The following is a 24241-nucleotide window of genomic DNA, read 5'->3' on the forward strand; positions in this document are numbered from 1 at the left end:
CACACCCCGCGCCACATTGTAAGGAGAGGCCGACATGGCACTGGAACGCACATTCTCGATCATCAAACCCGATGCAACCCGCCGCAACCTGACTGGCAAAATCAACGCCAAGTTCGAAGAAGCTGGCCTGCGCATCGTTGCGCAAAAGCGCATCCACATGACCAAAGAACAAGCTGGCAAGTTCTACGAAGTTCATGCCGAGCGTCCGTTCTATGACGAACTGTGCGAATTCATGTCGTCGGCTCCGGTCGTTGTTCAGGTTCTGGAAGGCGAGGGCGCCATTGCAAAGAACCGTGAAGTCATGGGCGCAACCAACCCCGCAGACGCAGCAGCTGGCACCATCCGCGCTGAGTTCGCTGAGTCGGTTGGCGAAAACTCGGTCCACGGTTCGGACGCTCCGGAAACCGCCGCCGTGGAGATCGCCTACTTCTTCTCGGGCATCGAACTGGTCGGCTAAGCCGCCACTTTGGTGAACAGATTGGGCCGCTCCTGTTGGGGGCGGCCTTTTTCGTTTCAGATCTGCTTCAGATCGTGCGCCGCAACCCGCACCCCGATGGCATCCAGGTCTGAGACCATTTGGCTTTCCGGGGCTGCCTTGGTGCCGGATTTGATCGTGTCAAACCGTTGTCTTAACGCTTTTTTCTCATCGCCCTTGCAGTCGTTCCAAGGGCGGCCCTGCAGCCCCATCACCAGCACATAGTAGCCGATGAAATGCGGCTTTGTGCCTGCTACCAGCAGCTTGGCATAGGCAGCGTCGGCGCCCAGCTCTCGCAGCTCCTGCGCCGAATGGATGCCTGCGCGGGCGCAAGCCTGTTCAAAGGCGGGGCCGAGGTTGCGGATGGAGGAGACCGGATCAGACATGTCTTGGTTTTAGCCGGACGGTTTTGACCTGTCACCCGCACAAATCCCCGGTTTGGTTGATCTTGTTCTTGATGCAGGGCGCGATTCACGGTCTCATGACGATATGTAGAAGGATCGGGCAGGGGTCAGACGTGTCGCAGGGAACAAACGGATTCTTCATCCTCCCCGGCGGGCTTGATCAGGCCGCGTTCGAGAGCGCTTTGCCCAATCACTCAGTCGATATTCAGATGGGCACCGCCGCGCCGGTCCTTATGCTCGATTGTCACGATCAGTCGCTGCGCAGCTCCGGCCGGGTATTGCTCGAGAACAGAGGGAGCTTGCGGCTTGTCTCCATGCAGGGGCAGGTCTCCGAGCAGCAGGCAAGGGGCAAGGGGCAATTCGTACAGAACCTGCCTGAAGGACCAGTGAAGGCGGCGCTGAGCGGCTTTCCTACTTTGCGCGCCCTGACGCCGATTGGCACCGGCGAGGTTGAGAAAGGCACGCTCACGATTCTCGACGATCTGGAAAAGACGCAGGTTCGGGGGCATATCCTGTCGCTGCGCACGGATCGCGGGCAGGTAGCCTTTGTCTGGCTGCAAAATCTGCGCGGCTATGATCGTGCTTTTGTTTCGGCCTGTGAGAGTCTTGAGGGGATGACTTCGGGCGGTTTTGACGACTTGTTCGACGCTTTGTTTCCAGACATGATGCGTTACCGTGCCAAGCCCGAGATTGCGCTTGGCACGCAAGAACCCTCTTTGGAGGTCGCGACCGACCTGATCCGGACCTATCTCAGCGTCGCGCGTCAGAATGAAGCTGGCATAGTGGCGGATATTGATACCGAATTTCTGCATGACTACCGAGTGTCTTTGCGGCGCATCCGCTCAGTCGTTAGCCTGTTCAAAGGGGTGTTTTCAGACCAGCAGACGGCAGAATTGAAACGCGTCTTCTCGGACCTTATGGCCCCAACCGGGCGATTGCGGGATCTGGATGTATATCTTCTGGAAAAAGATATGTATCTCAGACTTGTACCGGAAAATCTTCATGCGGGTGTACAGGCCATGTTCGACCGGTTCGAGCAAGAGCGCGCCAGGGAACTATCCCGTCTGACCCGCCATTTGCGCAGCTCCGCCTACGAAATTGCGATGACCGATCTGGCGCAGAAATTCTCAACCCCTGAAGCCCTGATGCCTGGCCCAAGTGCGGAACGAGGCGCCTATAGCTATGCCTGCGCGCTGATCTGGAAACGCTATCGCAAGACTTGCAAACTCGCCCGCAGCATCAGCGAAGAGACGCCGGATCAAACCGTTCACGACCTTCGGATCGACTGCAAGAAACTGCGCTATCTGATGGAGTTCTTCGGGCCTCTGTTCAATGCGAAGGATTTCAAAACGATCCTCAAGCCTCTGAAAAAGCTGCAGGATAACTTGGGTCTGTTCAACGATTACTCCGTCCAGCAAGAGGCGCTGCTGGCGTTTGTTTCCGACCAAAGCACCGCCCAAGGCCGCGTGGATGCGCAGCTTGGTTTGGCCGCTGGTGGCCTAATCGCTGTTCTCGACCAACGCCAAAAGGCCGAGCGTGCGCGCGTGATTTCAAACTTTCAGCATTTCGACAGCCCGGAGATTCGGCATCTTTTCCGCAGCCTGTTTCACCACACAAAGGAGTGAGGAATGAAGATCATTGCCTGCTACAGTAACAAGGGCGGGGTCGGGAAGACCGCGACCTCGGTGAACCTTGCCTATGCCTACGCGCAGGCGGGTCAGCAGGTGCTTTTATGCGATCTTGATCCGCAGGGGGCCTCGGGGTTTTATTTCCGGGTCAAGCCGTCGAAAAAACTGAAAGACGCGCGTTTTTTTGAGGATGTTGAACGGTTTACCAAGGCCATTCGGGCCAGTGACTTCGAAGGTCTGGATGTGTTGCCCGCTAACCTGACATTCCGTGACTTCGACGTGTTCCTATCCCGGATGCGCAACAAGCGCTCGCGTTTGAAGAAGGCTCTGGTCGCGGCAGGCAGCGACTATGACGTGATTTTTCTGGATTGCCCGCCGAACTTCTCGACCCTGTCCGAGAACATCTTCCGCGCCGCTGATGAGATTGTCGTGCCGGTGATCCCGACGACGCTCTCGGAACGCACCTTCGACCAGTTGGTCGGCTTTTTCGAGGAGCACAAGTTACGGAAAGGGAAGCTGAGGGCGTTCTTCTCAATGGTGCAGAAGCGCAAGATTTTGCATCAGGACACGATGGAGAAGATGCGCGGGCTGTACCGCAAACGGTTTTTGCAGACCTCGATTCCCTTCACCGCGGATATCGAGAAAATGGGCCAGCACCGCGCTCCGGTCAGCACTTATGCCGCGCGCAGTGCCGCCAGCGCGGCCTATCAGGCGCTCTATGATGAATTGGAGAACGGGGTGGTTGCATCGAAATGAGTATCGAAATCGAACGCAAGTTTCTGGTCGCTGAACTGCCAGATTTGGGTGGAACCAAAAAGGCCGTGGTGCGGCAGGGTTATCTGACGGCCAGTGAGGACTCGGTGGAGATGCGGCTGCGGCAGAAGAATGATAGCTTTTTTCTGACCCTCAAAGGAGCGGGCGGTCTGGCTCGGGTTGAGCGGGAGGCCGAGATTTCGGCCGATCAGTTCGAAACCTTCTGGCCCGAGACCGAGGGGCGTCGGGTTGAGAAGGTGCGATACACAGGCACGCTGCCGGATGGGCATGTGTTTGAATTGGATGTGTTCGAAGGCGATCTGGCGCCGCTGTGTCTGGTTGAAGTCGAATTCACCTCGGAACAAGATGCACAGAACTACACGCCGCCTGCGTGGTTCGGTGCGGATGTGACCGAGGATAAGCGCTATAAGAACAAGAACATGGCGATCAACGGACGCCCGAGTTAGCGCGCCAGTTTCAGCGTGGTTTCGAGGCCGGGATCGCAGTTGCGCGCTTTGAGCGCGCCGCCGTGCATCCGTGAGATTGCGGCCACCAAGGCAAGGCCCAGCCCGGCATTGCGCTCTGTCCGCGCGGGGTCCAGTGTTACGAATGGCTGCTGCAGGCGAGGAAGGTCCTGTTCCGGAACGCCCGGCCCTTCATCGCGCACGCTGACGCGGGTGCAGGCGATGTCCTCTGCGAGGGTCACGGTGATGGTCGAGTTCTCAGGCGCATAGCGCAATGCGTTGTCCAGAAGGTTGGACAAGGCCTGCGACAGCAGGGGGCGGTGGCCCTGAATGGGCTTGGCTTGACCTGAAACCTCAAGCCGAACATTTTGATCCGCCGCAACAGGCTCATAAAGGTCCACGACATCCGCAACCAGTTGGTGCAGATCGACATCCTCAAACTGTTCGCGCCCCAGCCCGGCCTCGGCGCGTGAGATTTCGGTCAATTGCCCAAGCACACGTAGGACATGATCGACCTCGGTGGTGGCCCGAGCGATGTCGATCTCGCGATCCAGATCGCTCTTGTTGGGGTCGGACAGCGCCTCAACCCGTTGTTTCAACCGGGAAAGAGGGGATCGAAGGTCATGCGCAATCGAGTTGGAGGTCGTGCGCAGGTTGCTGATCAACTCTTCAATCCGGTCGAGCATGGTGTTCAAGGTCCCGGCGACCTGATCGAACTCATCTCCGGTGCCGCGTATAGGCATCCGACGGGAAAGATCACCCGAGACAATGTTCTCTGCCGTACTGGCGATGTCGGACAGGCGCGAAAACACCAGCCGGGTGAACAGCCATCCGGTCAACAGGCTGAGGAGCAGGGCAATCCCGAGCGCCAGCGCGACCGAGCGCAGCAAGACGCGATCGAACTGCTGACGGGCAACGGCATCACGCCCGACGATAAGGCGCTCGCCACCGGGTAGGCGGATCGAGGCGGCAGAAACGGGCACCAGCTCGTCATTGTCGGCGCGACGCACCTCAAGATCGACCCAGCCACTGCCTGCCGTGATGTCCTCGGGCCATTGCTTGAGATTGCCCGCCAGTTTGTTGCCGAACCGGTCGGTCAAAAGATAAAGCGCGTCGCGTTCCGGGGCACTGGGCAGGCGGCGTTCAATGGCGGTGATAAGGCCAATGAGACCGCGCCGCTCATATTCATCGGCAAGCCCGGTCAGTTCCGCCGAGACGACCGAGCGTGTTTCGGATTCGATGCTGCGATTGGCCGTCACATAGACCAAAGCCAGCACCGTCGCCGTCAGAATGGTGCTGAGAACCATGCTGGCGACGACAAGTCTTGTTCTGGAATTATTTACCGAAAGCCGAAGGTTATCCATCAGACATCATGTAACCCGCGCCCCGGACGGTTTCAATCAGCGGTACATCTCCGCCTTCGTCCAGTTGCCGCCGCAGTTTCGAGATGTGGACGTCCACGACGTTGGTGTTCGGGTCGAAGTGATAGTCCCAAACGCCCTCGAGCAGCATGGTCCGTGACACTACGCGGTTCTTGCGGCGCAGGAAGAATTCAAGGATCTGGAATTCGCGCGGGGTCAATGAGATCTCTTGCCCGTCGCGTGTGACCTTGCGGGTCAGCAAATCCATCTCAAGGTCCTTGCAGGTCAGGGTCGGTGTTTCTTCGGCGTCCTGCGGGCGGCGCAGCAGCGCCTCGATTCGCGCATGCAGTTCCTGGAACGAGAAGGGTTTGACCAGATAATCATCCGCACCCGAACGTAGCCCTTTGACGCGTTCGTCAACGGCGCTCATGGCAGTTAGCATCAGTACCGGCGTTTTCAGCCCGGCAGCGCGCATGGATTTGATCAGGGACAAGCCATCCAATCCGGGCAGCATCCGGTCCAGAACAATAGCGTCAAAACCTCCGTCAGTGGCGTGATACAGCCCTTCGCGGCCATCTGCGGCAACCTCGACCACATAGCCTTCTTCGCTGAATCCCTTCGCGATGAAGTCCCGTGTATCTGCGTCATCTTCGACGATCAGCAGGCGTCTGCTCATGAGGGAGGCTCCTTTCTATTCGAATTTAAACACAATTTATGGCCAAAGCACATGGCCTGAGGAAAACACGAGCCGGGTGCGTCCTTGCGCACCCGGCACGCCCGGCGAATTGCGGACAAACCAATCCGCCAGGAGGCGCGCACCAGATCTCCCCATCATGTGGCGCGCGCGGGCCTGAGGTCAGACGATTTCAACCGCCACGAAGATCTGGTTGCCTCCGCGGTTGATCAGCACGAGGGCAGGGTCCGTCTTCTCGCTGTCCAAAGCCGCCTTGAGGGCATCCGGCGATGCGGTTTCCTGGCTACCCAGTTTGACGATCACATCGCCCCGCTGCAGACCGGCCTTGGCTGCAGGGCTGTCGGGCTTCAGATCGGTCACGACGACCCCGTCGATCCCTTCGCCAACACCCATTTCTGCGCGTGCGGCCTCGGTCAGTGGGGTAACGGTGACGCCGAGCGATGTGCCCGAGACCTCGGCTTCGACCGGCGCGTCCGTCTGGGCAGACGCCGTCTGGTGTTGGCCGATGGTCAGCTCCAGCTGCTGCTCGGTGCCATCCCGCAGGACAGTCAGAACGCTGTCGGTGCCTACTTTGGTGGTGCCCACAAGGAGAGGCAGGTCGCTGCTGTTGTCCACGGGTTCATTGTTGAAGCTCAGGATCACATCGCCTTGCTGCAAAACACCATCCGCCGGGCTGTCAGTCACGACATCGGACACCAGCGCGCCGGTTGAAGCGTCGATGCCCAACGCAGCTGCCAATTCAGGGCTGACATTCTGGATCGAAACACCCAGCCATCCGCGGCTGATCTCTCCATCATCGCGCAGATCGGTCGTGATGTGATCCACGATGTTGGATGTAACGGCGAAACCCAACCCGACCGAACCGCCGCTTGGTGAGTAAATGGCTGAATTCACGCCGATAACCTCGCCCTCCATGTTGAACAGCGGGCCACCCGAATTGCCTTTGTTGATGGCGGCATCGGTCTGGATGAATTCGGCGTATGGTCCTTGCGAAATATTGCGCCCTTTGGCGGACACGATGCCGGTGGTGACGGTGGAACTCAGACCGAAGGGGTTGCCGATGGCCACGACGTCTTCACCGACGCGGATCACGTCGCTGTCACCCAGAGTCACTGCTTGCAGCTCAGCCTCTGGCTCGATCTTCAGGACGGCGATATCGGTCAACGGGTCGGTACCGACGACCTTAGCGTCATATGTGCGATCGTCGCTCAGACGGACTGTGATGGTTGAGGCATTGTCGACCACGTGATGGTTCGTGACGATGTAGCCCTCGGCATCCAGGACAAAACCGGATCCCAGTCCCTGGGCCGGACCGCGCTGTGGCATGTCGAAGCCTTCGGGCGCTCCGAACCTTTTGAAGAACTCACCAAAGGGGTGGTTTTCCAGATCAAATTCCGGACCCCGAGCGGGCGTCGCGACCGCGTCCTGTTCGGCAATAATGGTCACGACCGAAGGCGAGACCGTCTCGACCAGATCGGCCAGCGCTTCATCAGCCATCGAGGGCAGGGCCGTTGTGGCCAGCAGGGCTGCGCCCAAGGCACTGGCGCCAACCCAGCTGGATTTGCTTGGCAATAATAGTGAGGATTTACGGATGCTCATTTTTTGTCTCCTGTTCACGTCGCGCGAATTAAGGCGCGCGTTGAAACAGCAAATGAGCCCTCAATCTGTGTCTTTCCTGACTGATGAATTAAGAAAACTTAATTTTGCCACAAAGCACATGTTCCGTGTCGTCGGAACGCAGTCTGGATTCGCGAATTCAGGCCTGCTGGCGCGCCGCGAATCGGAGGATTGTTGCTGAATTGGCTGTCAAACTTTGAATTTGATTGAATTGAATATTGAGCATGAACAAACGGCGAGCCGTTTGGCATTGTTTTTGGGCACTCTACCTAAGGTAGAAGGTGGCCGGAGAGAACTCAGAAGACAACAGCTAATTTCTTGCAATTGCGTGGTTATTAAAGAATAAGACTATGTTTAATGGGGTTGTTTTCAATATCCCGTCCAGCGGAAATCCCCTTAAGGTTGATCTTGACGCAACGAGATGTTGCCTAAAAACCAAACTGAGACGTCCCTAGTTAACCGTTTCTTCCAATTTTACGTTGTTTCGAAGCATCGGATCAGCAAATATGGACCTGCCCAAGTGAGGGGGAGCCAAAGGCACTAGGGGGTGCCCGTGGCTTGCTCAGTCTTAAAGCGCTGGTGGCATGTTAACGAGGGGGTCTTGTTTAGGTTTTAGCTGCTGTACGCCTGACCACCTGTATAGGTGTTTTGGTTTAGCTTTATTGATTGCTGAAAGTGGTAGTCCTGTTTTGGGCACACGACCCGGTCTTTAACGACCGGGTCGTGTTCGTTTACGACCCTCGTTTTCTGAGCCAGTCCGCCCATGCCTCGGGTGTGTCGAGGTCAAGCAGGGCGTTTTCACCGGGAAGACGTGTCAGGTGGGCCTTGTCCTTATGCGCGCGAATGACGGATTGGGCGCCTTGATCTCCGGTCAGGTTCCGAAGTTCGGGAAAAAGCTGGCGATCAAAGATCACGGGATGACCGGGTTTGCCAGCCGATGTCGCCCCGCGCCAGATCAGATGGTCGGGATTGGCGCGTCTGGCGTTCTGCACAGTGCGCAGGTCGTTCGCGGTCAGCTCAGGTAAATCCGCCAGCAGCACCATGACGGCCGGCGCAGCGTTATGCACTTGGGCCAGCGCGCCGCGCAGACTGGCGTTCATGCCTTCTGCCGCATCCGCAATTGGGACCTTCTGCACATCCAAACCGTCCAGCGCATCGTAGCGCGCATGAGGGCGGGGAGGGAGCGCAACGATCACCGGTCCGACCTCCAAGGCCGTCATGGCAGATCGCCGCAAAAGGGGCATGCCGTCGACCGCCTGCAGCAGCTTGTCTGCACCGCGCATGCGTCGAGATTGCCCTGCCGCAAGCAGTATGATGGGTATGTCTGTCATGGGGGCAACATGCCGTCCGGTTGCAGCGTTGTCAGCCCCTCATTCGGTCGCCCTCAGGATCAAATAGCGGAGTCGAGATCACCCGCGCGGTCCGCATCTGACCGAGGATTTCGATCCGAACCTCCAGCCCGTCCTTAATGCGGTCCGTCGGAAGGAACCCCATCGCGACCGAGGTTTGGGCATAGTGGGAATAGCCGCCTGAGGTGCAAAAACCGACGACCTCTCCGTCTAGCCAGATCGGCTCGTAAGCGTTCACATCCGCATCTTCAGCCTCGACCTCGAAGGCGACCAGTTTGCGCGCCGTACCGCTTTGCCGCTCTGCCTCGGCCGTTGCTCGACCAATGAAGTCGGTGTTTTTGGAGAACGAAATGAACCGGTCCAGCCCCGTTTCTGCGGCTGTGTAGTCCGGAGAAAATTCACGCATCCACGAGCCGAAGAACTTGTCCAGACGCAAGGACATCATGGCGCGCATTCCGAAAGGCACCATCCCGTGGGGCTGTCCGGCCTCCCACAAGGTCCACCAGAGCTGTCGTTGCGCCATTGGATCGCAATAGATCTCATAGCCCAGATCGCCGGTGTAGCTGACCCGCTGCACGAGGCAATCCGTCATGCCGATCGTCATCGGACGCACGTCAAGGAACCGGAGGGTCGAGACATCCTCGCGCGTGCAGGCGGCAAGAACCTCGGTTGCTCTAGGGCCCGCGATTTGGAAGCCATTCAGCTGGTCGCTGATATTGCTGATTGAGACGTCCTCAGCTGCGTTCTGCTGGAACCAACGCATGTGGTAGGCTTGGCTGCCGTATGAGGCGGTCAGGCGGAAGTCAGTCTCACTCAGGCAAGACACGGTAAAATCGCCGATCAGCTTGCCTCTCGATGACAGCATTGGGGTCAGGGAGACACGGCCCGGTTGTGGGATACGTCCCGCCATGATCCGATCCAGCCACGCGCGGGCATTCGGTCCCAAGATGCGGTACTTGCCGAAATTGTGGACCTCGTTGATACCCACACCTTCGCGGACAGCGCGGACCTCGCGCCCCGTGGCGTCAAACGCGTCCGAGCGTCGGAAGGAGGGGGTTTCATAACTCGCCTCATCGCCTTGCGCGAAGTAGTTCGGCACCTCCAGCCCATATTGCTGACCCCAGACTGCGCCGAGATCACTGAAAATGTCATACATCGGCGTGGTGCGGTTGGGTCGCGCGGCGGGCAGTTCCTCGTTCGGGTAGGCGACGCTGAATCGTTTCTGATAGTTCTCGATGACCTTCGGGCGGGTATAGCCGGGGCTGATCCAGTCGCCGAACCGCGCCACATCCATGGCGAACACATCGCGCTCCGGCTCGCCTTCGATCATCCACTGCGCCAGTGTCAGGCCAACGCCGCCACCCTGGCTGAACCCGGCCATGACACCGCAAGCAGACCAATAGTTGCGCATCCCGGGCACCGGCCCGACCAGAGGGTTCCCGTCCGGCGCAAATGTGAACGGGCCGTGGATCACCGATTTCACCCCGGCCTCGGCCAGAACAGGGAAGCGGTAATAGGCGAACTCGATACTGTCGGTGATCTTGTCATAGTCATCGGGCAGCAGCTCATGCCCGAATTCCCACGGCGTTCCGTCCACGGCCCAAGGCTTGCAGGGTTGTTCGTAGAACCCAATGCACAGGCCGCGCCCTTCCTGTCGAAGGTAGCTCTCACCAGCAGGGTCCATCACGTGTGGATGCTCTCCGCCCGCGTTGATGATGGTCTCGATCTGAGGGATCGAGTCGGTGACCAGATATTGATGCTCCATCGGATGTAGCGGGAAATAGACACCCGCCATTGCACCGACCTCACGCGCCCAGAGGCCTCCCGCGTTGACGATATGCTCGGCATGGATCGTGCCCTTGTCGGTGACCACATCCCAGGTGCCATCCGCGCGTTGGTTGGTTTCGCGCACCATACAATGCGTCTCGATCGTGGCCCCACCCATCCGCGCAGCCTTGGCATAGGCATGGGTCGTGCCCGATGGGTCCAGGTGCCCGTCCAGCGGATCATAGAGCGCGCCGATAATGCCGTCGGTATTGGTGATCGGCGCGATTTTCTTGATCTCATCCGGGCCGACGATTTCGGTTTCGAGCCCCATGAACCGATGCTTGGCGCGTTCGGCCAGCAGCATGTCGAACCGATCCTGATTGTCTGCCAGGGTTACGCCGCCTACATGGTGCAGCCCGCAGGACATGCCGGTGATCTCTTCCAACTCTTTATACAGCCGGATCGTATAGCCCTGCAGCGCCGCCATGTTGGTGTCGCCGTTCAGAGTATGAAACCCGCCCGCCGCGTGCCAGGTCGAGCCCGAAGTCAGCTCGGACCGTTCAAGCAGCATCACATCGGACCACCCCAGTTTGGTCAGGTGATACAGAACCGAGCAGCCAACAACGCCGCCCCCTATGACCGCCACGCGGGTTTGCAGTTTCATGAAAGACTCCCAGATTTTCTGGAAGTCTGACCGGAGGCTCCGGGGGTGCAAGTGTAAAAACGACAAATAATGTCGCGCACGTCATCCCGCGCTTAGAGAGGTCTGATCTTCAGCTCCGTCACCCGGTTGCCCTCGCGCGCGGTAACCTCGAACCGGAACCCGTGGAAGGAAAACACCTGACCGACCACGGGGATCATCTGTGCCTCATGTATCACAAGGCCAGCGACGGTGTTCGCCTCTTCATCCGGCAGGGACCAGTCAAGGGCACGGTTGACGTCGCGGATGGTCATGGCCCCTTCGACCAGGAACTGGCCGTCCTCGGTTCGGGTGACGGGAACCTCTTCCTCAATGTCGAACTCGTCGGCGATTTCACCAACGATTTCTTCGAGAATATCCTCAAGCGTGATCAGGCCGCGCAGCGATCCATATTCGTCGACCACCAGGGCAAAGTGGCTGCGAATGCGCAGGAACTCTCGCATCTGGTCGTCCAGAGTGGTGGTTTCCGGCACGAAATAGGGATCGTTTGCCACTTTGGTGATGTCGAACCCGGCCAAACGGTCCGAATTGCTCTCGGATCCGCCGACCTGAGCATACATCGCACGGAACAGGTCTTTGGCATGAACCACGCCGATGATGTTTTCGGGCTCGTCACGGAAGACGGGCAGGCGGGTGTGACGGCTTTGCAGGCATTGTTCCAGAATGGCATCCGGCTCCGCATCGGCGTCGATCATCTCGATGTTCGAACGGTGGAGCATGATCTCCTCAACCGCGCGATCCCCCAGATCCAATGCGCCTAGAATGCGGTCGCGGTCTTCTTTCTCGACCACGCCTTCGGAATGGCCCAGCTGCAACGCGCCTGCGATTTCCTCGCGCACGGCGAGGATGTTGCTATCGGGGTCGATCTGGACACCGAAAATGCGCAAGACGCCGCGCACCAACAGGCGTACCGCGGCCACGATGGGTGAGAAAACGGTGACGACGACGCTGATGATCGGGGCCACGGCAGAGGCGGCTTTTTCCGAATTGGTGATGGCATAGGTCTTGGGCAGAACTTCGGCAAAGATCAGAACCAGCAGGGTCATGACCAGTGTGGCCAGCGCCACGCCGCTTTCTCCGAACAGTCGGGTGAACAGGGCCGTCGCCAACGAGGCCGCAAGGATGTTCACCAAGTTGTTGCCCAGCAGGACCGAGCCGATCAGCCTCTCATTGTCATCGGTGATATCGAGCGCTTTTTGCGCCCCACGAGAGCCTTTGTCGGCCTGTGCCCTCAGCTTCCCTCGGGACGATGCGGTCAGCGCTGTTTCTGAGCCTGAGAAAAAGCCCGAAAGGACAAGCAAAAGCAGGATAGCGCCAGTGGTAAACCAGAATGCGCCGTCGATCAGAGAGGATGTGGGTTCCATCGGTCCTTGGTTGTTCGTGTTTCTGCACCCGTTATGGGGATGCGGACCCTTGCAATCAAGGGGTTAGCCCTTGCTACCCTTGTCTTTCGCCAGCGGGTGATGTTCCAGCACCAGTTCTGACAGCCGTTCATCCAACACATGGGTGTAGATCTCGGTCGTCGCGATGTCTGCGTGGCCCAGTAGGGTCTGGATTGATCTCAGGTCGGCCCCGTTTGCCAGCAGATGGGTGGCGAAGGCATGGCGCAACGTATGCGGTGTGACCTTTTCGGGCGAGACACCGCCCTGAACCGCCAGCTCTTTGACCAGCAGAAAGAACCTGTGCCGGGTCAGGTGCCCGGATTTGCCCCGTGACGGGAACAGGAATTTTGATCGGCTGCCACCTTTTTCAACACTTGCATCCTCGGCCTTGTCTCGTTCCTCAAGCCAAATGGCCAGTGCATCGCGGGCCGGAGGAGACAAGGGAACCATCCTCTCTTTGCCGCCCTTGCCCAGCACCAGCAACATGCGGGGATCGCCGCGCGCCGACGAGACGGGCAGGGAGACCAGCTCCGTCACCCGCATACCGGTCGCGTAGAGAAGCTCCATCAGGCAGGTGTTGCGAATACGGTCGGCCGGGCTGCGTCCGGTCTGGCGAGCGGCCTCCAACAAGCGGTCGACCTCGGGGACGTCCAGCGTTTTGGGCAGTTGCTTCTTGCGGCCCGGACCTTTGATCTGAATGGCCGGGTTCGCTTCGCGCCAGCCTTCTTCGAACGCGAACCGGTAGAGTTGTTTGATCGCCGACAACCGGCGGGCGCGGGTCGCGCGGGAGAGGCCCTGCGCATCGCAGTCGATCAGATAGGCTTCGATCCGATCCCGATCTGCTTGCTCGAAACTGGTTTTACGATGTTCCAGCCACGCGGCGAAATCCTTCAGGTCGCGACCATAAGCCAACAGAGTGTTGGTGGCCGCGCCCAATTCGGCGGCCTGCGCCTGCAGGAAGGTTGAAATCCACAGCTCATCTGATGCCGGGCCGCTCATCATCCGCGCTCGTTCAGGATCAATAGGTTCAGCGCTGCACGGCGGGCGGTTTCCTCCAGCCCGACACGACGGAAGGTCGCGATGGCTGCGGTCATATCCACCAGATTGCCGCGGGCACCGTGGGCGAACAACTGCATCGCCTCCAAAATCGCCTCACCGAGTTGACCGTTGTCCAGTAAGGCCGCGATATCCGACGGCACCGGCGCGGCCCAGGCGAACCCTTGCGCGACCGCATCAGCCAAGGGCGACGGCGAAACAGCGCGGCCCGGATCACCCTGCGCCAAAGCTGCCAAGAACTGCGTCTCAACCGCTGTGTCCGGCGCTTGCATTGCGGCGCGTTCATAGAAGTCCGAGAGCATCAGGATACGCCAGCGCAGGACTTCCACATCGGCCCCCTGCAATTCGACCCCATAGAGGCGTTCGGCGAAGAGATCGGCAAAGGGCACTTCAAGCCCGACGCTGCGCATTTGTTTCCAGACGAGGGGGAGGGTCTTGCTGATCGCCTCGACATTACCGGTTTCCAGGGCGGTCTCGAACTGCTGCACAGCGGCCACCCGATCCCAAACGGCACCCGAAGCCGCCGGAGAACGCTCGGTGTAAAGACCAAGCAACTGGTTCGGGGTCAGCGCGCCGATGCGGGTCAGGCGCTCGGCGGCTTCGATCTGCGCCTTCCATCCGGCCACATCGCGCAGGTCGGCATTGGCGAAGGCCCGCGGCAGAGGGGCCGAGGGCAAACGCTCTCCGATAGCCTCAAACAACCTGAAGCTCAGTGGATCCGGGTCCTCGGGCTGCGGCAGGTAGGGCGCGTCCTCAAAAATGTCGGGATTGAGGAAACGGTCGAGGAGGTCCAGTTCCTCGGGCGGCAACAGCTCTAGCGCGTGGGCGGCCTCAAGCGTCAAAGCGGCAGAGGGCCAATCCCCCCGGCGGGCCTTGCAGAAGATCTGGGCCGCATAGTCTTTGGACAGGTTTGGCTGAGCGATCAGGGCAGTGCAGCTGCGATCTTCGTCTCCAGTCAAGAGCGTCGCATCAAACCAGCGTTCGAACCGGGCCTGCGTGTCCGTTGGACCGGCGAGTTGCACCAGCGCCTGCGCCGGGTCTGCCGCGCCGAGCTGCATCAGTCGGTCCAGACGCGCCAGCAACAGCGTCTCTTCCCCAGACGCACCGCCGGGCGCGCGGGCCTCGGACAGCAGAAGGGTGAATAGCAGCCGTTGCATGGCCGGGTTGTGCTTGACCGGGATGCGAGCAATCAGTTCTGAAATCCGCTCGGGGTCGCTGCCATGCCAGAGGTCGACGGGTAGCCCGGTTACACTCGACGACACCAGACCTATCGGCTGCGACAGCGCGTCCAGTGGTGTGACCTCAACTGCAGGCTGGCCTCCGTTCTGCGTGACCGGAGGCTCCAGCAGCACCGTGCCCGGCAGGTTCTCGGGCGGGTCGTTCAGCCAATCAATCGCGGTCAGCGGCTGCTGCGCCTGCGCTGCTCCGGCCAGAGACAGCGCGACCAACACATGCTTAATCGACATCCAACGTGACCGGTTCACGGATTTCGCTTTGCGGGGCCGAGAAATCGGCACCGAAATAAGGACCCACATAGGCGTAGGCCACCAGCCCGATGAAGGCCAGGCAAACAATATATATCAGGAACTTGATCAGACGGCCCATGGCGCCACGCTGCCTCAATTTTTGGTTTTGACCAAGTTATAACTGGCATTTTTCTTAAGATCACGTCATTCACGGTTAAATGAGCGAAATTAAGCATAACACACACGCGGCAGGCACACAGGGCCGGTTTGATCTGCACAAAACCGTTGTTCTTGTGGGCATGATGGGGGCCGGAAAGACCGCTGTTGGCCGCGCATTGGCGGCGCGGCTGGGTGTTCCTTTCCTCGATAGCGACGCCGAGATCGAATCAGCCGCCAATATGACCATCCCCGAGATTTTCCAGCGTGACGGAGAGCCGTTTTTTCGCGCCAAGGAAACCCAAGTGATTGGTCGCTTGCTGGATGAGCAGAAAGGTATTCTATCGACGGGTGGCGGCGCGTTTCTGTCCGAGGGCAACCGCGACATGATCACCGAACGGGGTGCCTCGGTCTGGTTGCGTGCGGATCTTGATGTGTTGTGGAGCCGGGTGCGCCACAAGGATACCCGCCCGTTGCTGAGGACGGACGATCCTTATGCGACGTTGAAGGCGCTGTACGAGGCGCGCGTGCCCGTCTATGCCGAGGCCGATTTGACGGTGGCTTCGGATGGTGAGACCTCGATCGACAATATGGTAGACCGCGTGGTCGACGCCCTGCTGGCCCGACCCGATGTTTTGGAACGAAAATAGATGCATCAGACCGTACATGTGGAATTGGGCGAACGCTCGTATGATGTCGAGATTGGCCCGGACCTGCTGGCGCAATCCGGCGCTCGGATCGCGCCTTTGCTGCGCCGTCCGAAAGTTGCGGTTCTGACTGACGAGAACGTCGCCGCCCTTCATCTGGAGGCCCTGCGCGATGGGCTTGCGAGCGCGGGGATCGAGATGTCCTCACTGGCCTTGCCTGCAGGAGAAGCGACCAAAAGCTGGCCGCATTTTGAGCGAGCTGTGGAGTGGCTGCTGGCCGAAAAGGTCGAGCGTCGGGACATCGTCATCGCCTTTGGCGGTGGAGTGATCGGGGACCTCGCAGGTTTCGCTGCCGCTGTGCTGCGCCGTGGCGTGCGTTTCGTTCAAATCCCGACCTCGTTGCTGGCGCAGGTCGACAGTTCGGTCGGAGGCAAAACTGGGATCAACGCGCCTCAGGGCAAAAACCTGATCGGCGCGTTTCATCAACCCTCTTTGGTGCTGGCCGATACCTCGGTTCTGGGTACCATGACCCAGCGTGATTTCCTGTCGGGCTATGGAGAGGTGGTCAAATACGGCCTGCTCGGCGACGCCGAATTCTTCGAATGGCTTGAAGGTAACGGAACCGATGTCTCCTCGGGCGATATGGCCGCGCGGGTGCGTGCTGTCACGCGATCGGTCCAGATGAAAGCCGATATCGTCGCGCGCGACGAGACCGAGCAGGGGGATCGCGCGCTTTTGAACCTCGGGCACACGTTCTGTCACGCGTTGGAGGCCGCGACAGGGTATTCCGACCGGCTGTTGCATGGCGAAGGCGTTGCCATCGGCTGCGCGCTGGCCTTTGAATTGTCGGCACGACTGGGCCTGTGTTCGCAGGAAGACCCAAGCCGAGTGCGGGCGCATTTGAAGGCTATGGGGATGAAAACCGATCTGGCTGATATTCCCGGTGATCTTCCCGGAGCCGAGGCCTTGGTGGACCTGATGGCGCAGGACAAAAAGGTGATCGACGGTCAGTTGCGTTTCATTCTGGCGCGAGGGATCGGTCAGGCCTTTGTGACTTCGGATGTCCCGCGTGAGGCCGTCCTGTCGGTGCTAGAGGATGCGTTGGCAACCGCCTGACGAGACGGTCAGCGCCCGCGAATCACCATCAACTCACCGATGTTTTCACGGGTGATATAGCCTATCATAAGCCCGGTGCGATTGATCACGGCGACCGCCGGCGCGCCTTTGTGCAACCCGTCCAAAACCTTTGCCAATCCAGCAGTCAAGCCGACCTGCGGGATGTTACGCTCCATGATCGAAACGGCGGGGTCAGAGCGTGGGTGATCGCCGGCCAGTGCCTTGAACAAGTGATCTCGGGTCATGAAGCCCTGAAGGTGGCCTTTGTCGTCCAGAACCGGAAACTCATGTTGCGTTGTATGGATCACGGCCTGCGCAGCTGTATTCAATGTGTCCTGAGGTGACAGCGCGTGGAATTCTGTAATCATCGCGTCGCGCGCTAAAACATGCCGCGTGGCCGAGCGCAGCGCCACATCCTGACTTTCTGCATTGGCTGCGAAGAACACGAAAACAGCAATCACGACGAGGATCGGGTTGCCCGAGCTGAGCCCATAGAACCCGAGCCCCACAGCAAGCATCTGACCGCTCGCCGCTGCGATGCGCGTGGCTGTGACGCGGTCCAGACGAAGGCAGAGGAGGGCACGGAAAACGCGACCTCCATCCATCGGGAAGGCAGGGATCATGTTGAACGCGGCCAGCAGAAGATTGATATAGGCGAGACGGTCCAGCATCCCGATATTTGCGGAATCGATCTGGCTGATCGTCTCAAAGGGCATCCCAGCGCCAAACCCCATCAGAACCAACCAGATCGCGACATTGACGGCCGGACCGGCGAGGGCCACCCAGACCTCTTGCATCGGTTTTTCCGGCATACGCTCCAACCGGGCCAGACCGCCGATGGGCAACAGGGTGATGTCAGGGGTTTTGATGCCGAAGCGACGCGCCATCAGGGCGTGGCCGAACTCATGCGCCACAACGCAGGCAAACAGGGCCAGCACGAAGATCAGGTTCTCGATCGCGGCGGGCCAACCTCCGCTGGAATAGGCCGCGAATCCGACCCAAGCCAGCAGCAGGAAAAAGGTGACATGGACCCTCAGTTCGGACCCGAGAAGTCGGCCGAGAGCGAAGGACCATGCCATGTTGTGTCTCCGTTTCGTTTAGAACGGAATCTCGTCGTCGTCGATTCCGCCGGATGCCGGGGCAGGTGAGCCGGACGGGGCGCCATAAGGATCGCCGTAGCCGCCGCCAGCCTGTCCGCCGCCATAGCTGCCCGATTGGCCACCGCCGTAACCGCCACCGCCGCCACCTTCGCCGCGGCTGTCCAGCAGGGTCAGCTCACCACGGTAAGGGCGCAAAACAACCTCGGTCGAGTAACGATCCTGGCCGGACTGGTCCTGCCATTTGCGCGTTTCCAACTGGCCTTCGATGTAGACCTTGCTGCCTTTGCGCAGGTATTGCTCGGCAATGCGGGCCAGAGGTTCCGAGAAGATCGCGACCGAGTGCCACTCGGTCCGTTCCCGGCGTTCGCCCGTGTTGCGGTCTTTCCAGTTCTCTGACGTCGCAATCCGCAGGTTGCACACTTTACCGCCGTTCTGAAACGACCGAACCTCGGGATCGCGGCCGAGATTTCCGACCAGAATGACCTTATTTACTGAACCCGCCATGTAGTTCCCCGCTTTGTTCTCACTTGAATGCGCCGAATCTGGCGCTGAATATGCCAGAGACCCTATACGGCCAGCATCAGGGTGAAAACACGTTGATGACACAGTGTCGGATTAGAATCTGCCTGCCCCGTCCTGCACGCTTTTCATTCAGGCGCGGTCGACATATACTCTGCCTGTTTTCGGATCGGGCAGGATAGGCATTCATGCGGTCTTTGGTTTTAGGTTTTGTCGGTGTGTGTCTGCTGCTGACCACGGCCCCGGTGCAGGCTCAGACACTGTCTACCAAGAATAGAAAAGACATTTTCCTCAAGCAATCCAAAGTGTTGGACTCGCGCGCGGCGACGCAATATCGCGGGTCCGAGCGGCTTAAGCCGAAAGTAGCGCAGGGCCGGTTCGACAAGCGCTATACTGGAAAGTACCGTGGAGAATACCTGACGCTTGCCCGCCAAGCCGCTCGCCAGCACAACATCCCGGAAGAGCTGTTTTTGCGTCTGGTACAGCAGGAAAGCGGCTGGAACCCCACAGCGAAATCTCACAAAGGGGCTTTGGGTCTGGCGCAGCTGATGCCGCAAACGGCCCAGCTTTTGGGTGTAAATCCCCATGACCCCAAGCAAAACCTGGAAGGCGGCGCGCGGTATCTGTCATGGCAATACCGCAAGTTCAAGTCGTGGCCTTTGGCGCTGGCGGCTTACAATGCGGGTCCAAAGGCCGTTGAGAAACACGGTGGCATTCCGCCGTACAAGGAAACCCAGAATTACGTGAAGGTGATCTGGGGCGGCTAAGGCGCAGAACGGCGAACTCAGGAACTCAAAAAAGGCCGGTCAATGACCGGCCTTTCAAGTTCGTACAAACGCCTATTCCGCGGCGATTTTTATCACAGGCTCCATACGAGCCAGAACATCTTCGGCCAAATGGCATTTGACCTGATGCCCGTCGGCCAGGGTCTTCACAGGCGGGACATCGGATTCACAACGTCCATCCGGCACCTCGGATTTCCAACGGCAACGCGTCTGGAACGGGCAACCCGGCGGTGGGTTCATGGCCGACGGAATATCGCCTTCCAGCACGATATGCTGTTTCTCGATCGAGGTATCAGCAATCGGAACCGCGCTCAGCAGCGCTTCGGTGTAGGGGTGATACGGGGGCGAGAAGACCTGATCGGTCGTTCCCAGTTCGACCACGTGGCCGAGATACATCACCATCACACGGTCGCTGAGATAGCGCACGATCGACAAATCATGGCTGATGAACAGCAAGGTGGTCTTGTGTTCGCGCTGGATCTCCATCAGCAGATCGGTCACAGCCGCCTGAACGGACACATCCAAGGCCGAGACCGGCTCATCCGCAACCACGATCCGTGCATCACCCGCAAAGGCGCGCGCGATACCGACACGCTGTTTCTGACCACCCGAAAGCTGTCGCGGCATCCGGTCCGCGAAGGCGCGGGGCAGTTTCACCAGATCCAACAGTTCCAGCATGCGCTTCTTGCGCTCGGCCTCGGAGTTGCCAACCCCGAAGATTTCCAGTGCGCGGATGATCTGACGCCCGACAGTCATCGACGGGTTCAGCGTGTCAAACGGGTTCTGGAAAACCATCTGCACTTCACCCACGGTCTTAGCGTCGCGTTCCTCGATCGGAACGGCCTCGATGTTGCGGTTGTCCAACAGGATTTGCCCGTCGGTCGCCGTTTCAAGCCCCATCAGAACCTTGGCGAAGGTGGATTTACCGCAACCGGATTCCCCGACGATGGCCAACGTCTCGGACTCATGAGCCTCGAAACTCAGCGTCTCGTTGGCCTTTACCACTTTGGTCGTCCCGCCTCCGAACAGGGCGTTGGCCGCCACCTCATAATATTTCTTGAGGTTGTCCATCTTCAGAACGGTCCGTCCGATCTCGCCCTTTTCCTTTTGTTCGCCAACGGTGATCGGCGCGTTCCAGTCGATCTCTTGGAACTTCAGACAGCGCGTATGGTGGCGATCATTGCCGGGCACAGCCTCCATCAGGATGTTCTGAGCGTCACAGCGACCTTCTTCGAAATAGTCGCAGCGCGGGCCAAAGTTACATCCCGGCGGGCGTTCATGCGGCAGAGGGAAGTTCCCCGGAATGGCCACCAGCGGACGCGCGTTCTTGTCGGCACCAGGCAGGGGGATCGACCGGAACAGCGCCTGTGTATATGGGTGCTGCATCTCGTCGAACACATCCTTGATCGAGCCGCGCTCGACCGCTTCGCCGGAATACATCACGCACAGCCGGTCGCAGGTTTCCAGTACCAGCCCCAGATTGTGCGAGATGAACAGCATTGAGGTGCCGTATTTCTTACCCAGATCCTTGACCAGTTCGACCACGGCGGCCTCAACGGTCACGTCCAGAGCCGTGGTGGGTTCGTCCAAAATCAACAGGGCGGGTTTCGACATCAACGCCATTGCAATAACGATCCGCTGCTGCTGACCGCCTGAAAGCTGGTGCGGGAAAGAGTTCAGCATCCGCTCAGGGTCAGGCAGGCGCACATCAGTGACGACCTCCAATGCACGCGCATAAGCCTCTTCCTGACCAACGCCCTCATGGATCATCGGCACTTCCATCAACTGCTTGCCGATCTTCATTGCCGGGTTCAGAGAGGCCATCGGCTCCTGATAGATCATTGCGATCTCATTGCCGCGAATGTCGCGCAGTTCCTCGGTGGTCATCTCACCCAGATCACGCCCTTTGAACTTGATCGAGCCGCCAACGATGCGCCCGTTCTTGCCCAGATCCTGCATGACACCCAGCGCCACTGTAGACTTGCCGCAGCCGGATTCACCCACCAGCCCGACAGCCTCGCCTGGCTGCACGCTGACCGAGAAATCCATAACGGCGGGAATTTCCCTCAGCCGGGTGAAAAACGAGATCGAAAGCTTGTCGATCTCCAGAATAGGCCCGTCATAGTCCGCCAGTTTGTTCATCTTGTTACTCCTCGCGAGAGTCCGGGGGATCCCCTTCATCTGGCTAAAAATACCTCGGGGGTCCGGGGGCAGAGCCCCCGGCCTTGATCACATCAGTCCTTCAGACTTTCTTCGCGCAGACCGTCTGCCAGCAGGTTCAAACCCAGAACCAGTGACAACAGGGCCAAAGCAGGCGGAAGGGCAGGGTGCAGATAGATCGAGAGCAGTTTGCGCCCTTCGTTGATCGTCGAGCCCCAGTCCGGGCTTTCGGGCGGCAAGCCCAGCCCGAAGAAACCCAAGGTCCCCAGAAGGATGGTGGTATAGCCAATCCGCAGACAGAAATCGACGATCAGCGGACCACGCGCGTTGGGCAGGATTTCCCACAGCATGATGTACCACGGACCCTCACCACGCGTTTGGGCCGCTGCCACGTAGTCTCGGGTTTTGATATCCAGCGCCAGCCCGCGTACGATGCGGAACACCGTGGGAGAGTTCACAAAGACCACCGAAACGAACACGACCAGAATACCGCCGGGAATGTCGAACAAATCCAGATAGGTCGGCAGACCCCAGATGCGGTAGCTGTCGGTGTTGATAATGTAGCCTCCGGTCGAAATCAGCGACAGGTAGAACCACAGCGCCACGCCCAGAACCCCGATCAGCAGAGGTGTCCGGAAATTCGGACGCGTGTAGTAGCGCGAATTCAGCAGGACACCGAGGAAGATGATCGGGAAGACAAACAGGATGGCCGCCATATAGTTCGGCACACCGGTCGCTACGATCTCAGGCGTCACCAACAGGTAGAACAGCAGGATCACAGGGAAGGCGAGGATCAGGTTTGCCAGGAACGACAACAGCGTATCCAGGCGACCACCATAGTACCCGGCAGGCAGGCCCAGCGTGATCCCGACCATAAAGGCAAACATCGTGGCAAGCGGCGCGATCTGAACCACAATCCACGCGCCCTTGACCATTCGGCTGAATACGTCGCGGGCCAGATTGTCTCCGCCCAGAAGATACCAGGCGTATTGGCCGTCCTCCAGATTGGGCAGAGGTGTGCCGGGAACCTTGTTTTTCATGCCCGAGATTTGTGCCAGCGGGTCATGGGTCACGATCAGGTCGAGCGCGCCAAAGATGCCGGTGAAAACCCAGAACATCACAAGGCCAAAGCCGATCATGCCGATGGGGCTGTCGAAAAGCTTGCCGTAAAGACCTAGCTTGCGTTTGAACGCGATTGACATCGCATACAGGATGATCAGTGACAGCCAGACGGGCAGGAACTGCTGCGAAATCGCACCAATGATCCCGGCGCTGGTACCCATCAGGATGCCCAGCACGACATAGGCGACCCCGATCGCCACGCTGGCCATAAAGCTATAGCGCAGCGCGGCCTGTATCATGTTCCGCAGGCCCGAGCTTGAGGTCAGCGTACCGTCAGGGTTCACCGTCATCTGATCCTCGGGCAGCACAATGCTGGCCAGCATCCAGACGACGATGGACAGGGCCATGACACCCAGCGCCAGTGCGAGTAGCGGGTTGAGGAAGGCGATAGAGCCGGTCCAGGTAAGTGGTTCCATGATCTGACCCTCCCTTAAGAAATGCGAATGCGCGGGTTGAGGTAGACGTAGCCGATATCCGAGATCAGCTGCGTCACCAGCACCACGAACACCGACACGACCGAGATCGCCAACAACAGCTGGATGTCATTGTTCCCCGCCGCCTGCACCAGCGCCCAGCCAAAACCCTTGTAGTTAAACAGGGTCTCGACGATCACCACGCCATTCAGCAGCCATGGGAACTGCAACATGATGACGGTGAACGGCGCGATCAGAGCGTTCCGCAGCGCGTGTTTCATGACGATATTCGGGAACGAGACACCTTTGAGGCGCGCGGTGCGGATATATTGCGCCGTCATCACCTCGGTCATCGAGGCGCGGGTCATGCGGGCGATATAGCCCATCCCATAAAGCGCAATTGTAAGCACCGGTAAGAAGAAGTTCTCAAACGTCGGGTTCTCCATCGCTTGCGTCGCCGTGCCCTTGAACCACTTTAGGCCCACAGCGGATGACGTGAAGATGGCGATGAAGATCACGCCCGAGACGTATTCCGGCGTCGCAGTGGTTGTAATAGCAAAGGTCGAAAGCGTCCGGTCCGTGGCCGACCCCTCTTTCATTCCAGCCAGGATACCAAGGATCAGGGCCGAGGGGACCATCAGCAGCATCACCCAGAACATAAGCCGGCCTGTCAACGCCAGCCGGGTGCCGACAACAGTCCCGACTTCTTCTTTGAAGACCGTCGAATACCCCCAGTAGCCCTGAAGGATTCCGCAGAAATTGGGAGACTCTTCGGCGGTTTTGCCCGGTAGAATGCATCGGCCCTGAACGGTGCCGTCCTCATTCGTGTGCCGGTATGAGGGCAGAACGCCCAGCCATTCACCGTATTTTATGGGCGTCGACTGAAGGTATCCGCCTTTTTCCAAAAAGCTCTCGACCTGCTCATCCGACATCCGGAAATTGCCCTGCGTTTTCGCTAGCTTTTCCAGGTTCGGGTAAAGGTTGGTGAGGAAAAAAACCAGGAATGTCAGGCACAATGCTGTCAGCAGCATTATCCCCACACGCCTTAAGATGAAAAGTCCCATGTTAGCCCCTGTTGGTCGGCTGGCGTGGACGGCATTCCGCCTC

22 protein-coding genes are annotated in these 24241 nt (G+C 59.1%); 7 read left to right on the forward strand and 15 right to left on the reverse strand.

Annotated features, from left to right (window positions below; genetic code table 11):
- Positions 1–34 precede the first annotated feature (34 nt).
- Complete coding sequence (gene ndk, locus J7394_RS02165) at positions 35–457, forward strand: nucleoside-diphosphate kinase (RefSeq protein ID WP_155143779.1); 423 nt, start codon at positions 35–37, stop codon at positions 455–457.
- Positions 458–513: 56 nt separating this feature from the next.
- Here the strand turns inward: ndk and J7394_RS02170 are convergent, their stop codons facing one another.
- Positions 514–861: a TfoX/Sxy family protein gene (locus J7394_RS02170; RefSeq protein WP_209250610.1), complete on the reverse strand. Its 348-nt coding sequence runs from the start codon at positions 859–861 to the stop codon at positions 514–516.
- Positions 862–992: 131 nt separating this feature from the next.
- Between J7394_RS02170 and J7394_RS23095 the strand changes: the two genes are divergently transcribed.
- The 3 genes from J7394_RS23095 to J7394_RS02185 are packed head-to-tail and all read left to right on the forward strand — an operon-like array spanning position 993 to position 3727.
- The gene (locus tag J7394_RS23095) at positions 993–2504 is read left to right on the forward strand and encodes a CHAD domain-containing protein (protein ID WP_209250612.1); all 1512 of its coding nucleotides are present in this window, start codon (positions 993–995) and stop codon (positions 2502–2504) included.
- Positions 2505–2507: 3 nt separating this feature from the next.
- Entirely contained in the window at positions 2508–3263 is a 756-nt protein-coding gene (locus tag J7394_RS02180) for a ParA family protein (RefSeq protein ID WP_209250614.1), read from the forward strand.
- Entirely contained in the window at positions 3260–3727 is a 468-nt protein-coding gene (locus J7394_RS02185; protein ID WP_209250616.1) for a CYTH domain-containing protein, read from the forward strand. The genes J7394_RS02180 and J7394_RS02185 overlap by 4 nt, the downstream gene beginning before the upstream one ends.
- On the opposite strand, the gene J7394_RS02190 is transcribed toward J7394_RS02185, so the two are convergent.
- The 9 genes from J7394_RS02190 to J7394_RS02230 all read right to left on the reverse strand — a co-directional run bounded on the left by J7394_RS02190 (position 3724) and on the right by J7394_RS02230 (position 15255).
- Positions 3724–5088, reverse strand: a complete 1365-nt coding sequence (locus J7394_RS02190) for a HAMP domain-containing sensor histidine kinase (protein WP_209250617.1) — start codon at positions 5086–5088, stop codon at positions 3724–3726. The genes J7394_RS02185 and J7394_RS02190 overlap by 4 nt on opposite strands.
- Positions 5081–5761 carry a response regulator transcription factor gene (locus J7394_RS02195; protein WP_209250618.1) on the reverse strand — a complete coding sequence of 227 codons (681 nt, stop codon included), beginning with the start codon at positions 5759–5761 and terminating at the stop codon, positions 5081–5083. The genes J7394_RS02190 and J7394_RS02195 overlap by 8 nt, the downstream gene beginning before the upstream one ends.
- A gap of 180 nt (positions 5762–5941) precedes the next feature.
- Positions 5942–7378 carry a DegQ family serine endoprotease gene (locus J7394_RS02200; RefSeq protein WP_209250619.1) on the reverse strand — a complete coding sequence of 479 codons (1437 nt, stop codon included), beginning with the start codon at positions 7376–7378 and terminating at the stop codon, positions 5942–5944.
- 749 nt (positions 7379–8127) lie between these two features.
- Positions 8128–8727: an NTP transferase domain-containing protein gene (locus J7394_RS02205; protein ID WP_209250620.1), complete on the reverse strand. Its 600-nt coding sequence runs from the start codon at positions 8725–8727 to the stop codon at positions 8128–8130.
- 31 nt (positions 8728–8758) lie between these two features.
- Positions 8759–11176, reverse strand: a complete 2418-nt coding sequence (locus J7394_RS02210) for an FAD-dependent oxidoreductase (RefSeq protein ID WP_209250621.1) — start codon at positions 11174–11176, stop codon at positions 8759–8761.
- A 92-nt stretch (positions 11177–11268) separates the two neighbouring features.
- Positions 11269–12576: an HlyC/CorC family transporter gene (locus tag J7394_RS02215; protein WP_170376728.1), complete on the reverse strand. Its 1308-nt coding sequence runs from the start codon at positions 12574–12576 to the stop codon at positions 11269–11271.
- A 63-nt stretch (positions 12577–12639) separates the two neighbouring features.
- Complete coding sequence (locus J7394_RS02220) at positions 12640–13593, reverse strand: tyrosine recombinase (RefSeq protein ID WP_209250622.1); 954 nt, start codon at positions 13591–13593, stop codon at positions 12640–12642.
- Positions 13593–15116 (reverse strand): hypothetical protein, encoded by a 1524-nt coding sequence (locus tag J7394_RS02225; RefSeq protein ID WP_209250623.1) that lies wholly within the window; start codon positions 15114–15116, stop codon positions 13593–13595. The genes J7394_RS02220 and J7394_RS02225 overlap by 1 nt, the downstream gene beginning before the upstream one ends.
- Positions 15106–15255: a hypothetical protein gene (locus J7394_RS02230; RefSeq protein WP_170376734.1), complete on the reverse strand. Its 150-nt coding sequence runs from the start codon at positions 15253–15255 to the stop codon at positions 15106–15108. Before J7394_RS02230 ends, J7394_RS02225 begins: the two co-directional genes overlap by 11 nt.
- A gap of 79 nt (positions 15256–15334) precedes the next feature.
- Here J7394_RS02230 and J7394_RS02235 point away from each other — a divergent pair, with 79 nt between their 5' ends.
- Positions 15335–15922, forward strand: coding sequence for a shikimate kinase (locus J7394_RS02235; protein WP_209250624.1), 588 nt, complete (start codon positions 15335–15337; stop codon positions 15920–15922).
- A complete protein-coding gene (gene aroB, locus J7394_RS02240) occupies positions 15923–17035 on the forward strand; it encodes a 3-dehydroquinate synthase (RefSeq protein ID WP_209250625.1) in 1113 nt (370 codons plus the stop codon).
- An 8-nt stretch (positions 17036–17043) separates the two neighbouring features.
- Here aroB and J7394_RS02245 read toward each other — a convergent pair whose 3' ends face one another.
- Together J7394_RS02245 and ssb are read right to left on the reverse strand one after the other, a co-directional pair.
- A complete protein-coding gene (locus J7394_RS02245; RefSeq protein ID WP_209250626.1) occupies positions 17044–18114 on the reverse strand; it encodes a site-2 protease family protein in 1071 nt (356 codons plus the stop codon).
- A gap of 18 nt (positions 18115–18132) precedes the next feature.
- Positions 18133–18639 (reverse strand): single-stranded DNA-binding protein, encoded by a 507-nt coding sequence (gene ssb / locus J7394_RS02250; protein WP_170700753.1) that lies wholly within the window; start codon positions 18637–18639, stop codon positions 18133–18135.
- Positions 18640–18842: 203 nt separating this feature from the next.
- On the opposite strand from ssb, the gene J7394_RS02255 reads away from it, so the two are divergent.
- Positions 18843–19421 carry a lytic transglycosylase domain-containing protein gene (locus tag J7394_RS02255; protein WP_209250627.1) on the forward strand — a complete coding sequence of 193 codons (579 nt, stop codon included), beginning with the start codon at positions 18843–18845 and terminating at the stop codon, positions 19419–19421.
- Positions 19422–19493: 72 nt separating this feature from the next.
- Here the strand turns inward: J7394_RS02255 and J7394_RS02260 are convergent, their stop codons facing one another.
- From J7394_RS02260 to J7394_RS02270, 3 genes are all read right to left on the reverse strand, one after another.
- Positions 19494–21581 (reverse strand): ABC transporter ATP-binding protein, encoded by a 2088-nt coding sequence (locus J7394_RS02260; RefSeq protein WP_209250628.1) that lies wholly within the window; start codon positions 21579–21581, stop codon positions 19494–19496.
- A gap of 92 nt (positions 21582–21673) precedes the next feature.
- Positions 21674–23137, reverse strand: coding sequence for an ABC transporter permease (locus J7394_RS02265; RefSeq protein WP_209250630.1), 1464 nt, complete (start codon positions 23135–23137; stop codon positions 21674–21676).
- Positions 23138–23151: 14 nt separating this feature from the next.
- Positions 23152–24198 carry an ABC transporter permease gene (locus J7394_RS02270; RefSeq protein WP_170376750.1) on the reverse strand — a complete coding sequence of 349 codons (1047 nt, stop codon included), beginning with the start codon at positions 24196–24198 and terminating at the stop codon, positions 23152–23154.
- Positions 24199–24241: the final 43 nt, after the last annotated feature.

It is taken from the genome of Ruegeria sp. R13_0 (assembly GCF_017743995.1).
Taxonomy (GTDB): domain Bacteria; phylum Pseudomonadota; class Alphaproteobacteria; order Rhodobacterales; family Rhodobacteraceae; genus Ruegeria.

Coding starts and splice junctions, on each gene's coding strand:
- J7394_RS02235 (WP_209250624.1), top strand. CDS start 15,335: ATGAGCGAAATTAAGCATAACACACACGCGGCAGGCACACAGGGCCGG.
- J7394_RS02205 (WP_209250620.1), bottom strand. CDS start 8,727: ATGACAGACATACCCATCATACTGCTTGCGGCAGGGCAATCTCGACGC.
- J7394_RS02255 (WP_209250627.1), top strand. CDS start 18,843: ATGCGGTCTTTGGTTTTAGGTTTTGTCGGTGTGTGTCTGCTGCTGACC.
- J7394_RS02225 (WP_209250623.1), bottom strand. CDS start 15,116: ATGTCGATTAAGCATGTGTTGGTCGCGCTGTCTCTGGCCGGAGCAGCG.
- J7394_RS02190 (WP_209250617.1), bottom strand. CDS start 5,088: ATGGATAACCTTCGGCTTTCGGTAAATAATTCCAGAACAAGACTTGTC.
- J7394_RS02185 (WP_209250616.1), top strand. CDS start 3,260: ATGAGTATCGAAATCGAACGCAAGTTTCTGGTCGCTGAACTGCCAGAT.
- J7394_RS02265 (WP_209250630.1), bottom strand. CDS start 23,137: ATGGAACCACTTACCTGGACCGGCTCTATCGCCTTCCTCAACCCGCTA.
- J7394_RS02270 (WP_170376750.1), bottom strand. CDS start 24,198: ATGGGACTTTTCATCTTAAGGCGTGTGGGGATAATGCTGCTGACAGCA.
- aroB (WP_209250625.1), top strand. CDS start 15,923: ATGCATCAGACCGTACATGTGGAATTGGGCGAACGCTCGTATGATGTC.
- J7394_RS02245 (WP_209250626.1), bottom strand. CDS start 18,114: ATGGCATGGTCCTTCGCTCTCGGCCGACTTCTCGGGTCCGAACTGAGG.
- ndk (WP_155143779.1), top strand. CDS start 35: ATGGCACTGGAACGCACATTCTCGATCATCAAACCCGATGCAACCCGC.
- J7394_RS02215 (WP_170376728.1), bottom strand. CDS start 12,576: ATGGAACCCACATCCTCTCTGATCGACGGCGCATTCTGGTTTACCACT.
- ssb (WP_170700753.1), bottom strand. CDS start 18,639: ATGGCGGGTTCAGTAAATAAGGTCATTCTGGTCGGAAATCTCGGCCGC.
- J7394_RS02200 (WP_209250619.1), bottom strand. CDS start 7,378: ATGAGCATCCGTAAATCCTCACTATTATTGCCAAGCAAATCCAGCTGG.
- J7394_RS02230 (WP_170376734.1), bottom strand. CDS start 15,255: ATGGGCCGTCTGATCAAGTTCCTGATATATATTGTTTGCCTGGCCTTC.
- J7394_RS02210 (WP_209250621.1), bottom strand. CDS start 11,176: ATGAAACTGCAAACCCGCGTGGCGGTCATAGGGGGCGGCGTTGTTGGC.
- J7394_RS02260 (WP_209250628.1), bottom strand. CDS start 21,581: ATGAACAAACTGGCGGACTATGACGGGCCTATTCTGGAGATCGACAAG.
- J7394_RS02195 (WP_209250618.1), bottom strand. CDS start 5,761: ATGAGCAGACGCCTGCTGATCGTCGAAGATGACGCAGATACACGGGAC.
- J7394_RS02170 (WP_209250610.1), bottom strand. CDS start 861: ATGTCTGATCCGGTCTCCTCCATCCGCAACCTCGGCCCCGCCTTTGAA.
- J7394_RS02180 (WP_209250614.1), top strand. CDS start 2,508: ATGAAGATCATTGCCTGCTACAGTAACAAGGGCGGGGTCGGGAAGACC.
- J7394_RS02220 (WP_209250622.1), bottom strand. CDS start 13,593: ATGAGCGGCCCGGCATCAGATGAGCTGTGGATTTCAACCTTCCTGCAG.